The organism is Yersinia fenwicki (assembly GCF_043099325.1).
Lineage (GTDB): Bacteria > Pseudomonadota > Gammaproteobacteria > Enterobacterales > Enterobacteriaceae > Yersinia.
Window position 1 is genome coordinate 4,217,039 of sequence record NZ_CP170755.1, and the last position, 12,605, is coordinate 4,229,643.

Sequence of the window (12,605 nt, forward strand, 5' to 3'; positions counted from 1 at the left end):
CTATTTTAAAGCTCGATTTATTAGCCAATCAGCTGAATTACCTTTGCGGTTATCTCCATGTCACAAGACAGCGATGTAGAAAAAACAGAAGACCCCACTCCCCATAAACGGGAGAAAGCACGTAAAGAAGGACAGATTCCACGCTCAAAAGAGCTAACTTCTTTAATTATGCTGCTATTGGGGTGGTCGCTGATGTTTGCTGCTGGTGGCCAAATGGCAAGCCGTTTAGCAAAGTTACTTCATACAGGACTGAGCTTCGATAGCGGCCTTGTTGTTGATGTAAATACGATGTTTTACCAGACCTATCATCTGCTGGGAATGATGGTAAGTACACTGCTGCCTTTTATGCTTGGACTCTTTATTACAGGTATTGCTTCGCCGCTGTTAATCGGTGGTTTGAACCTGAGTACAAAATCGCTAAAAGTCGATTTAAAGCGCATATCGCCCCTTTCTGGGTTAAAGCGCATGTTATCAGTCCAGGTATTGTCCGAACTTTTAAAAGGTGTACTCAAGGTATTACTGGTGGGATGTGCTGGTGCGTTCTTCTTCTTTCAGAACAAGAGCTATTTCATCCAGTTACTCAATGAGCCAATAAACGATGCCATGGCTGATGCCCTATCGCTGATTCTGCGCGGCCTGTTGACCGTCATTATGTTTCTGCTTCCAGTGGCAGGCTACGACGTATTTTACCAGTTCATGAGCAACCGGAAAAAGCTGCGCATGAGTCGCCAAGAGATCCGTGATGAATTTAAGCAACAGGAAGGGGACCCGCACATTAAGGCCCGTATCCGTCAGTTGCAGCGAGCAGCAGCTCACAGTCGCATGATGTCTGATGTGCCAAAAGCAGACGTCATTGTTAATAACCCAACCCATTACTCTGTCGCGCTGTCATATCAGGAAAAAGGCATGTCAGCGCCAGTGGTGCTCGCCAAAGGTGCGGGTGAAATTGCGTTACGTATTCGTGAGTTGGGCCAGCAGCATGCAATACCCATGCTGGAAGCACCGATGTTGGCACGCGCGCTCTATCGGCACTGTGAGCCAGGCGAGCAAATCCCCGCATCACTCTATAGCGCTGTTGCGGAAGTACTTGCCTGGGTTTATGGCATTAAACGTTGGCGCAATAACGGGGGCATAAAGCCTAAGGTGCCTAACCATCTACCCGTTCCAGCTAATATGGATTTTCAAACCAAAGAGTAAAAACTGATGGCAAACCTAGCCAGAAAATTACATTTACCCAATTTAAAACAGACACAGTGGCAGATTCTTACTGGCCCTATTCTGGTTATGATGATCCTCGCGATGATGGTACTGCCGTTACCTCCGTTCGTGCTGGATGCTCTATTTACCTTCAATATCGTCTTATCGTTGATGATCCTGTTGGTCACAATGTTTAACCAGAACACACTCGAGTTTTCTGCATTTCCTACCGTGCTGCTCTTCTCGACGTTGTTGAGGTTAGCTTTAAACATTGCTTCCACTCGTGTCATCTTGATGTACGGCCATACAGGCCCAGAAGCAGCCGGTCATGTGGTTGAAGCATTTGGTCATTTTCTTGTTGGTGGCAATTTTGCCATCGGTATCGTGGTCTTCGCCATACTGATCATTATTAACTTCATGGTAATTACCAAAGGCGCAGGCCGTATTGCCGAAGTTGGTGCTCGATTCGCCCTGGACGGCATGCCCGGTAAGCAAATGGCTATTGATGCCGACCTCAACGCAGGCCTGATTGGTGAAGCAGAGGCTCGCCGCCGTCGTAAAGACGTCACCCAAGAAGCTGATTTTTACGGTTCGATGGATGGTGCCAGTAAATTCGTTCGTGGCGATGCTATCGCGGGGCTATTGATCATGGCAATTAACATGATCGGCGGTCTCATCATCGGTATGGTTCAGCATGATATGAGCTTTGCCCAAGCGGGTGAAACTTACACTCTGTTGACCATCGGCGATGGGCTAGTTGCGCAGCTCCCAGCATTGATTATCTCGACCGCTGCTGGCGTTATTGTTACCCGCGTATCTACAGAGCAGGACGTCGGTGAACAGATGGTTGGGCAATTGCTGACCAGCCCACGCGTTATGGTACTCTCTGCCATGGTTGTTGGCCTGCTGGGTATCATTCCTGGTATGCCTAACTTTATCTTCTTGCTATTTACCGCCTCATTACTGGCTCTTGCTTGGTGGCTGCGCAAACGCGAACAAGAAGAAGCAGCAGCACCGAAACGTTCGAATACCAAAGAAGAAGCCGGAAAAGAAAGAGCGGAAGAAATGCAATCTGCCGAGGCTTCTTGGTCTGACGTACAGATGGAAGATGTGCTTGGACTTGAGGTGGGCTACCGTCTTATTCCGATGGTGGATAATAAACAAGAAGGCCAGTTACTGACACGTATTCGCGGCATCCGTAAGAAATTCGCACAGGAGATGGGATTCCTGCTGCCATCGGTACATATTCGCGACAATCTGGATCTGGCACCCACGGCTTATCGCCTGTTACTTAAAGGTGTAGAAATTGGTCGTGGTGAAGTCCAGCCAGAGCGCTGGATGGCGATAAATCCAGGCTGCGCCGAAGGTGAATTATCCGGCATTCCTTGCCAGGACCCTGCTTTTGGATTACCGGCATACTGGATCGATGAAGTGCTTCGCGAACAGGCTCAGACACTCAGTTATACCGTTGTCGACCCAAGTTCGGTTATTGCCACACATCTGAATCATCTGATTGTTCTGCATACCGATGAGCTGTTTGGCCGCCAAGAGACGCAGATGCTTCTCGAAAGAGTGACCAAAGAGATGCCTAAACTGGTGGAGGATGTTATCCCTGGAGTCGTCTCACTGACCTTGTTCCACAAAGTCTTGCAAAACTTACTTGCCGAGCGAGTTTCAATTCGCGATATGCGCACCATTGTGGACACTTTAGCGGATTTTGCCGGCAATATAACAGATCCTGACGATCTGACATCTCAAGTGAGGATCCGCCTTGGGCGAGCCATTACTCAGCAGTGGTTCCCGGGTAGCGATGAGTGTCAGGTCATAGGGTTAGACACAACACTCGAACGTCTGCTTATTCAATCAATCCAGAATAACACGGCCATAGAACCCGGTATCGCCAACAATCTACTCTCGCAAACCGAGCAGGCTATTACCCAGCAAAACTCGCTAAGACTCACCCCTGTGCTGCTGGTTAACCCGTTGCTACGCGTTATGCTCTCCCGGTTCCTGCGCCGAGTTCACCCGCAATTGGTCGTGCTCTCCAGTATGGAGATCAGTAGTACCCGTACAGTACGAGTGACCGCCGTGATCGGTGGTGAAAAAGAGAATATCTAATGTTCAAGAGAATAACTTTAATGCTGGCCATATTTTTATTTTCATTTGAGCCACTGGCCATCTCACAAGGTTCCTGGACTAAAGATAGTGCAGGCGGTCACGTCAGTGTTGGCCGCCAGCACATGCCAGGTCAACCGTTACATGCCCCTGCGTCTATCCCAGCGAGTGCTAAAGTAACCCGTATTCAATGGCATATATCATTGCTCAACTCAGCCCCACCCCAGCACTTGGTGATCAAACTCTGCCATGCCAAAGCCTGCCACCAACTTGATGGGCTTAGCGGCCAGTTTACGCCAAATTCTTCATGGCCAGCCAATGGCAGTTACTATTTTATTTATTCAGTTGAAACACCAGGACAGCTCCGCCCACCGCTACGCGTGGTTAGAAATGGGCTCACTGTTAATTATAATTGAGAAAGGGCGATGAAGAGCAAAGGCTATTTTCATTTCGTAGAAAGGAAATAGCCTTAATACAATTAGTTAATGGCAGGCATTATTGACATATATTGCGCGTTGTAGAGTTGGCTACATTGGTTGCCATGATGCAGCGCTGACATATTCTTTTTCAGGAATGAGAGTCGATTCTTTAATCTATCTGCCAGCTCTTTTTCATTATCTTGCAAACTTTGAACAACATCACGCAGGGACTCTTTCTCATCGGAATCTAATTCTAGCGGGAATTTTTCAAAAACATCGCGTAGCATAATGACATAATTTTCAGCGAGTTCGCTAACATCATCCCATTGTTCCTCGCGAACGGCCTTCAGTAAAATAGTATTCTTTTCATAAATATCTTGAAAAGAGGATATAACAATATTAGACATAATTAGCCTCAGTGCTGATACTCAATTTCTTTCCATGTCGCGGCAAGATCCATCAACAACCCATCCACTTCAGTGAGTTTAGCCGGATCATTTTGTAAATTAGCCAGTAGTAGTGTGCGAGACATATATTCGTATAGGCTTTCTAAATCACCTGTAATCGATTCGTCTATCTCATGATTAAGTGACGCACGTAGGCCGTTATCAATAATATTAATTGCTTTCGACAGCATTTCTCCGCGCTTAGCAACATTACCGTTGGCGAAATAAATTTTCGCCCGCAGGATAGCATTATGAGCACCATCAAATAACATAGTGATCAGTTGATGTGGTGTTGCACCAGCAAGCTTACTCTGCAGGTCAACCTGCGCGTAACCGTTAGACCCGTGAGATATGTACATTCTTAGCTCCGTAGAAAAGCAGGAGTCTCCCCCTGCCAAAAAAATCGATGAATCACAGTGTCGAGATAAGCGCATCCAATTGACCGCTTACACTGTTTAATTGCGCCATGGTTTTATCGAGATTTTGAAACTGAATACGATAACGCTCTACCTGTGCATCAATCAGTGCCTGAGTCTTCTCAATCTGAACTTTTACCGCATCCACCTGGCTATTCAAGCTGTCAGTAGTGGCCTTTATTGAGCCATCGATTTTTTTCTCTGAATCGCCTGTAAAGTCCGTGATGATGCCGCTTAACTTGCTGGCCAGCCCTTCATTCCCATTACGATCCATGAAGATATTTGCAACATCGTCCGGATTCGATGCAATGGCCTCATCGAGTTTTGATTCATCAAGTGTCATCAGGCCGGTTGATGGATCAATTTTAATTCCGATATCGGCCAGCGAGCTAAATTCTGCATCGCTATTACCATAAACGCCGTTAACGGTATATTTGATGTCATTCATCATACCGCGCAGCATCGAATCCCCCATCAGAGCACCGTTCTCTGCGTTAGGGGTTTGGACACCATCTCCCAGCGCTGTCCTGTCGTTCGGTACATATTTGCTGGCAGAGTTAGTCTGATTCATTAACGCATTGTACTGATCAACAAAGTCTTTAATGCTAGTTTTGATTTGCGACGTGTCTTTCGTCAACGTCAGCGTTTCTGATTTTCCATCTTCAGAAACAGCTTTTAGATCAAGGGTCACACCGGGCAGAATATCGTTAATATTGTTGCTTGAACGGGTATAATTACTGCCATCGACGCGCAGTTTCGCATCTTGGGCGTCGGCAACTGCCGTCATTTTATCATTACCGCCCCGCCCACCGGGAATGACATTACCCATGTCATCAACGTGCTTTCCGCCATCGTCAACGTGTAAAAAGTCATCAAGCTTTGAATCGCCTTCAACTCGTACACTCATCTCACCATCAGAACCGGTGCTCTTTGAGCTAAGAACTAACTGATAGCCATCGTCGCTGCGCTGGACACTGGCAGTAACATCGCCATTCTCATTATTAATTGCCTTGGCAATCTGGTTCAGTGAGGTTTCATCATCCTTCAGGTCGATACTCATTTCAGAGCCATCTTTCTGCGTGATGATCAAAGTGCGGTTATTATCGGAAGTCTTCTCTCCTCTGGCGTCATCAGCACTCGCCACGGCCTCGGTTTTCAACTTATGTGATGCCGCAAGTTGAGTCACCGTAATATCATGCGTATCCGCATATGCACCTGAATTTGCCGTTGCGGTAAATGCTTTATTACTACTCACACTCAGGGTATTAAATGCATCACCTTGTAGCGATTTTACGCTTTTATTAAGGGTATTTAGTGAGCTGGAAATCTGACCCCACGCAGAAATTTTGGCCTCATAGCTGGCTTGTTGCATGGTATAGGGCTTAAGTCGCATTTGTTCGCTGACTTTGAGCGCCTCCAACATGCCGGCAGTATCAAGCCCAGAACCAATTCCTAATGAAGTTAATGAAGCCATTACATTCTCCCATCTCAATATATAGTTTTATACTTATATACATCGGTTCTACTGGCTAAAGCTAAAGTTCAACACTCATTAAAATGGGGAAAATTTATCAAACAACGATCTATTGCTCCACAAGAGACCTTCTTAAATATAAATAGAAAAGAACGCTGTATATAGAAAGCAAACACAAGGCTATCGACATAAAAGCGCACAAAAATAACAGCTATTAAAGCCAATAAAACAAACAAAAAAAAACCCCATAAAAAACAAAATGATAACTCACTGATTAAGGACTAAAATTTATTCTAAATAGTTTTCTAATTGTGAAATTTATCTTCATTGGATATTTAGTTATTTTTTTCCACACCGATGTATTTAATACGTGATGCACAGAACCATTACTGTATTACTGATTATTTATTACAAGCCCAACAAGTAGCGTATAGAGGAAATAATATGTCACAGGTAATTAACACCAATGCCATGAGCCTGGTTGCACAAAACAATCTGAATAAATCCCAGTCAGCTCTGGGCACCGCAATTGAGCGCCTTTCATCTGGTATGCGTATTAACAGCGCAAAAGATGATGCTGCTGGTCAGGCTATTAGCAACCGCTTTACTTCAAGCATTAATGGCCTGACTCAGGCGTCTCGTAATGCTAACGACGGTATCTCTTTAGCGCAGACTACTGAAGGCGCACTGAACGAAATAAACGACAACTTGCAGAATATCCGTCGTCTGAGTGTTCAGGCTGCTAACGGTACTAACTCTGAGTCTGACCGTCAGTCTATCCAGGATGAAATCGATCAACGTTTATCAGAAATCAACCGTATCTCTGAACAAACTGAATTCAATGGCGTGAAAGTTCTGAGCAAAGATCAGACTCTGAGTATCCAGGTTGGTGCTAACGATGGTCAGACCATTGATATCAACTTAAGCCAGATGGACTCCACCACACTGGGTATGACTGGTTTTGACATCACAAGTATGGTTGCAACCACAGCTGTTACCGCCAATATGGAAGTTAAGGGTGGGACTGCTGGTGCTGATAAATATACTTTAACGTCGACTGATGTAACTGCTCTGAGTACTGAGCTGTTTGGTGCCGAGCAAGGTGACGGTAAAATTTATTCTTATACCGGTAGCGATGGTAATACCGCATTTATCGGTGTTAAAGATGGCAAAGTCACTTCAGCGACCGCGGCTATTACTCCAGAGGTAGCAGCAACAGAGGATGATGATGCTGTACCCGCTTCAATTAAATTTACAGCTGATGCTGTACTTTCAACTGAGGCTGAAGCAGCAGGTAAAAGCCTGACAACGCTGGCAACAATTGATGATGCATTAGCTCAGGTTGACTCACTGCGCTCTAGCCTGGGTGCATCACAAAACCGTTTCTCTTCTGTTATCAGCAACTTGGATAACACTGTAAACAACCTGTCTGAATCACGCTCCCGTATCCTGGATGCGGACTTCGCTTCTGAAGTATCGAACATGAGCCGTGCTAACATCCTGCAATCTGCTGGTACTACAGTGTTGGCGCAGGCGAACCAGGTTCCACAGAACGTGTTATCTCTGCTGCGTTAATCTATCTTCATAGTTAGATATAGAGTTAGACATGATTATTACCGGCGACGAAAGTCGCCGGTTTTTTTTGTTTCACCACAGTCTCTTTTATTATTTTAGGCAATGTGAAGTATTCCAGTGTTGTTATATAGAGTGCACGTCTAAAGCAACATCACGAAATATGATTGATAGTATTGTTTCTCAAATAAGGATATGGCTATTCAATACTGCTATAGAGACAGCTTGCTCCGGTGAGCAATAGAGTGGATTTGCCATCGTTAACAATGAAGTTTGTCCTCTTGCCCAACACCATACCCAGCCCGTAAAAGAAATTAAACAACGAATAAAGGCCATGCCAAATAGCGTAGCCTCAAGTTCAGAATGGGTTAACTGGGTCAGTAGAGGTTATCAGCAGAACGCCTGATCAATCTCATAATGAGTGTTTGGGAATAGAGTTAATTCATAATAAGCCCATAGACTTATAATATATGGCTAAATTGCCTATGGGCATAGAGATAAGAAGTGTTTTATACAGCAGACTAAATCGAAAAAAGCGTAATCGCACTCAGCACGCTAATTCAACCATTTTTTCAACCAGGGCAATTTCTTCGCTATTCAGAAGCTTTTCAATATCAACGAGGATCAGCATCCGCTCATCCAGCGCCCCAAGCCCCAGTAGATACTCAGTCGACAATGTCACTGAGAAATCAGGTGCGGGCTTAATTTGTGCGGCATCAAGTGATAGTACATCGGAAACACCATCAACAACGATACCCACAATACGATCCCCCAAATTGAGCACAATGACGACTGTGCTTTCATTAATTTCAGCAGAGTTAAGCTGAAACTTCACTCTTAAATCAACGATCGGTACAATCGCACCGCGCAAATTAGTGACGCCAGCGATAAAATTTGGAGAATTAGCGATCCGGGTAACACGATCATAGCCGCGGATCTCCTGTACTTTAAGGATTTCAATACCATATTCCTCTGAACCTAGCCGGAATATTAAATATTCGTGCCCATGATTGTCATTGGCGAGCTCTTTATCTGAATTAGAAAAACTCATTATTTAACCTTTCTTAATACAGTGTTAATTAATATTTGTAGACAGCGATTTATTTTTTGACAAGCTAGTGAGCATTGCTACATCCAGAATTAATGCCACGCTACCATCGCCAAGAATCGTCGCAGCAGAGATCCCCGGAACTTTGCGATAATTTTGTTCCATATTTTTCACGACAACCTGATGTTGCCCCACCAGTTGGTCAACCAGTAATGCATAACGGTTACCCCCTCCCTGGACAATCACCGCAATTCTTTCATTAAGATCGTTTGGTTCTCTCGGAATATCAAAAATCTTATGCAGTTCGATCAAGGGTAAGTACTCTTCACGAACCTGTAGAACCAACTCTCCGCCTGCCATTTTGTAGAGTGCTTTTTCACTGAGCAGTAACGATTCCATGACCGTACTTAAAGGAAGAACATAAATTTCATCCCCAGCACGTATGGACATGCCATCAAGGATCGCAAGGGTCAGAGGCAAAATGATACGGATTTTTGAGCCTTTACCTTGCTCTGAGTGGATCTCAACATATCCCCCCATTTCTTGAATATTACGTCGAACGACATCCATGCCCACGCCACGTCCGGAAACATCGGTGACTTTCTCAGCAGTAGAGAAACCAGCGGCAAAAATCAGCATCCATACTTCTTCATCCTGCATGCTATCGCTGACCGGCAGCCCTTGGGACTGCGCGCGAGCAAGAATTTTCTCGCGATTAAGACCTGCACCATCATCAATAACCTCGATAATAATGTTGCCGCCATGATGTTCCGCTGACAATGTTAAATTGCCCTGCTCTGCTTTGCCGTTTGCGCGGCGCACGGCCATAGACTCAATGCCGTGATCGAGACTATTGCGCACCAGATGAGTTAAGGGATCAATAATGCGCTCAATGACACTTTTATCCAGCTCAGCGGATCCCCCTACCAAAGTCAGTTCCACTTGTTTACCGAGCTTATCGGCAAGATCATGAACCAGACGCGGGAAGCGGCTAAAGACATATTCCATCGGCATCATACGGGTCGACATTACTGACTGCTGTAAATCGCGGGCGTTGCGTTCTAGTTGGGCGATACTGGAGATAAGCGTTTCATATTTCGCAGGATCGAGTTGCGTTGAAAGCTGAGTCAACATGGCTTGAGTAATAATCAACTCACCGACCTGATTGATTATTTGGTCAACTTTTTCCACGGCAACCCGGATACTACTGGACTCAGTTCCTTGGCTACGGCCCTGTTTTCTCGGCGCGGCTGGAGGCGTAGCTTTAGGCGCTATAGAGGGTATTTCTTCTCTCGACTCGATGTTATCAACGGGATCTGAGGCAGCGGCTGCCCCTGTCGTTAATATAATGTCATCGTCATCAAGCAGAAAGCCCAGTACCGCCCGAATATCATCTTGTGACTCTTTGGTTTTGAGCACTAACATCAGGCTGTCGCCTTTATGCTGTGGATTCTCTACTGTCCCAAGCAGCCCCAACTCATCAAGTAACGGCTGACGATCAGATTCTTTTAATTTGCGCAATTCAACCTGAATCACACTCACATCCACGACATCCACTGGTGTAGCGATATTTACATCAACAGCCAACATGGCTTCATCCAACACAAGGGGAGCTTCAATCTGCATGCTTTGAGTGCCACTGCCCTGTTTAGCTTCTTCGGCCATCTGGCGAAGTGCTTCGCAGATGTATTTAAATCTCTCCTGATCAGGTTCCTGTGAGGATTTATACGCATCCAGTTGATCCTGCATAATATCTTTACTCTCCAGAAACAAATTAATAATGTTATTACTGAGCTGAAGTTCACCGCGTCGCGCATCATCCAGTAGGTTTTCCAGTATGTGGGTCGTTTCCTGCAAGACAGTAAATCCGAATGTTCCTGCTCCACCTTTAATTGAATGCGCAGCTCTGAATATGGCATTCAGACTCTCTGTATCAGGAGAGGCAAAATCAAGCTCCAGCAGATGCTTCTCCATATCTGCCAGAAGCTCATCGGCTTCATCAAAAAAAGTCTGATAAAAATCACTGAAATCCATCTTATCTCGTCCTGAAGGGTATTATTTATTGCCCTGGCTCTCACTAGGTTCCGGCTCAGAGGTTATTTTTAATTGGGATTGGACATCGGCGGTGTTATCGCCGGTATTGATACTTTGAATAAGTGAGTCTTCCTGAAAAATCGCTTTCTCTTTGCTCTTAGTCAGTATTAATAACGTGATACGACGGTTCGCTGGTGCATCAGGTGGAGAATCACCCATCGACATATTGCTGGCGACACCGATGACTTGAAGTATTTTATCGCTATGTAAACCACCATTCACAAGAACCTGACGAGATGCATTTGATCTATCTGCAGAAAGCTCCCAGTTACTGTAACCAACTTCACCATTAGCGTAAGGTAATGAGTCAGTGTGGCCAGTCAGCGTCATACGGTTCGGAATAGTATTAAGAATAGGCACCAAGGCCTGAAGAATATGTACCATATATTCTTCAGGCTTCTTGCTACCAACTTTGAACATCGGACGTTCCTGACTATCAATTATTTGGATCAGTAACCCGCTATCGATAATAGTGAGTAGTAAATTGGATTTGAAATCATTAAGCCGCGGATCGATATCTATTAGTTCTTCGATTTTTTCTTTTAATTTATCGAGATCTTGCAGCCCAGTATTATTTTCATATCTGAGTTCTTCTCCGTCCTGCTTCAACATATCGTCTCCGCCACCAGGAATAACACTGTCACTAAGACTATTTTTATCACCATTCGAAAGGGCTACATTCACAGGAGCCTTAAAATATTCAGCAATTTGCTGCCGCTCCTGTGGAGTGGAATTTGACAGTAGCCACATAACCAAAAAGAAAGCCATCATTGCGGTCATAAAGTCCGCATACGCAATTTTCCAGGAGCCTCCGTGATGCCCCCCGCCATGACCTTTCGATTTTTTGACAACAATGATGTTATGAGGCTTCTTATTCATGAGCCACTTTCCGCCGTTGAGCTAACGGTAGACGACTTGACTTCGCGAACATGCTCTTCCAGTTCCGTAAAGCTCGGACGCTCTCTGGAAAAAAGTGTTTTACGTCCAAATTCAACCGCGATTTGTGGGGCATACCCGTGCAGGCTTGAAAGTAAAGTCACTTTTATACAACACAGCATCTTGATATGTTCCGCGCTCTTTTGGCGTAACAACGATGCCAGCGGTAAAATAAAACCATAAGCAAGCAGGATGCCTAAGAATGTACCGACCATCGCATGAGCGATCAGTTCTCCCATCTCGGCCGCTGGTCGATCTGCTGCCGCCAGTGCATTCACTACACCCATGACTGCTGCAACAATACCAAAGGCCGGCAACGCATCACCCATGACATTCAAACTGCCCGCTGAAACCTCATGTTCATGTTCACTGGTTTCGATCTCCTCATCCATCAAGGATTCCATTTCGAATGCGTTCATGCTGCCACTGATCATTAGGCGCAGATAATCTATCAAAAAGTTCATCAAAATAGGGTCATTGAGCAACCTTGGATAGGCCGCAAAAATAGCGCTATTCTCTGGGTCCTCTATATCGTTTTCTAAAGCAACCAACCCTCCCTGGCGACTTTTCGCTAATAGCAAAAAAATCATCGCCAGTAAGTCCATATAGAGTTCTTTGGTATAACGCGAACGCTTAAGTAATTTGGGAAATGACGATAATGTTCCTTTTATCGCATTACCATTATTACCAACAACAAATGCGCCGATACCAGCACCGCCGATAATGAGTAATTCGGTCGGCTGATAAAGAACAGCAAGTTGGCCACCAGATAGCATGAATCCGCCAAAGACGGTCCCCAGTACAACGATATATCCGAGAATAACGAGCACAATAACTCCTTAATACTTTTAAATAATTGCATCTGAATTTACTGAGAGCTCACGCAGC

Annotated in this window: 11 protein-coding genes; 4 read left to right on the plus strand and 7 right to left on the minus strand. The window is 45.1% G+C overall.

All coding sequences use genetic code 11. From position 1 onward, the window contains the following. Positions 1–57 precede the first annotated feature (57 nt). The 3 genes from flhB to ACF3VQ_RS19140 are packed head-to-tail and all read left to right on the plus strand — an operon-like array spanning position 58 to position 3,728. Positions 58–1,197, plus strand: a complete 1,140-nt coding sequence (gene flhB / locus ACF3VQ_RS19130; protein WP_392432557.1) for a flagellar biosynthesis protein FlhB — start codon at positions 58–60, stop codon at positions 1,195–1,197. A gap of 6 nt (positions 1,198–1,203) precedes the next feature. After that, positions 1,204–3,315, plus strand: coding sequence for a flagellar biosynthesis protein FlhA (gene flhA / locus ACF3VQ_RS19135; protein WP_392432558.1), 2,112 nt, complete (start codon positions 1,204–1,206; stop codon positions 3,313–3,315). Further along, on the plus strand, positions 3,315–3,728 hold the full coding sequence (locus ACF3VQ_RS19140; protein ID WP_392432559.1) for a flagellar protein FlhE: 414 nt from the start codon (positions 3,315–3,317) through the stop codon (positions 3,726–3,728). Before flhA ends, ACF3VQ_RS19140 begins: the two co-directional genes overlap by 1 nt. Before the next feature lie 62 nt (positions 3,729–3,790). Here the strand turns inward: ACF3VQ_RS19140 and ACF3VQ_RS19145 are convergent, their stop codons facing one another. The 3 genes from ACF3VQ_RS19145 to fliD are packed head-to-tail and all read right to left on the minus strand — an operon-like array spanning position 3,791 to position 6,067. After that, positions 3,791–4,138, minus strand: a complete 348-nt coding sequence (locus tag ACF3VQ_RS19145) for a flagellar protein FliT (RefSeq protein WP_392432560.1) — start codon at positions 4,136–4,138, stop codon at positions 3,791–3,793. An 8-nt stretch (positions 4,139–4,146) separates the two neighbouring features. Beyond that, a complete protein-coding gene (fliS, locus tag ACF3VQ_RS19150; RefSeq protein WP_392432561.1) occupies positions 4,147–4,536 on the minus strand; it encodes a flagellar export chaperone FliS in 390 nt (129 codons plus the stop codon). Positions 4,537–4,588: 52 nt separating this feature from the next. After that, complete coding sequence (fliD, locus tag ACF3VQ_RS19155) at positions 4,589–6,067, minus strand: flagellar filament capping protein FliD (protein ID WP_392432562.1); 1,479 nt, start codon at positions 6,065–6,067, stop codon at positions 4,589–4,591. A gap of 444 nt (positions 6,068–6,511) precedes the next feature. Here fliD and ACF3VQ_RS19160 point away from each other — a divergent pair, with 444 nt between their 5' ends. Continuing rightward, positions 6,512–7,642 (plus strand): FliC/FljB family flagellin, encoded by a 1,131-nt coding sequence (locus ACF3VQ_RS19160; protein ID WP_392432563.1) that lies wholly within the window; start codon positions 6,512–6,514, stop codon positions 7,640–7,642. 544 nt (positions 7,643–8,186) lie between these two features. Here the strand turns inward: ACF3VQ_RS19160 and cheW are convergent. From cheW to motA, 4 genes are read right to left on the minus strand one after another with little or no spacing between them, the layout of a single operon-like run. Beyond that, positions 8,187–8,690 carry a chemotaxis protein CheW gene (gene cheW, locus ACF3VQ_RS19165; protein WP_392432564.1) on the minus strand — a complete coding sequence of 168 codons (504 nt, stop codon included), beginning with the start codon at positions 8,688–8,690 and terminating at the stop codon, positions 8,187–8,189. A gap of 24 nt (positions 8,691–8,714) precedes the next feature. Beyond that, entirely contained in the window at positions 8,715–10,721 is a 2,007-nt protein-coding gene (gene cheA, locus ACF3VQ_RS19170) for a chemotaxis protein CheA (protein ID WP_392432565.1), read from the minus strand. A gap of 21 nt (positions 10,722–10,742) precedes the next feature. Continuing rightward, the gene (gene motB, locus ACF3VQ_RS19175; RefSeq protein ID WP_392432566.1) at positions 10,743–11,660 is read right to left on the minus strand and encodes a flagellar motor protein MotB; all 918 of its coding nucleotides are present in this window, start codon (positions 11,658–11,660) and stop codon (positions 10,743–10,745) included. Beyond that, a complete protein-coding gene (gene motA, locus ACF3VQ_RS19180) occupies positions 11,657–12,547 on the minus strand; it encodes a flagellar motor stator protein MotA (protein WP_392432567.1) in 891 nt (296 codons plus the stop codon). Before motA ends, motB begins: the two co-directional genes overlap by 4 nt. Between the last annotated feature and the right edge of the window lie 58 nt (positions 12,548–12,605).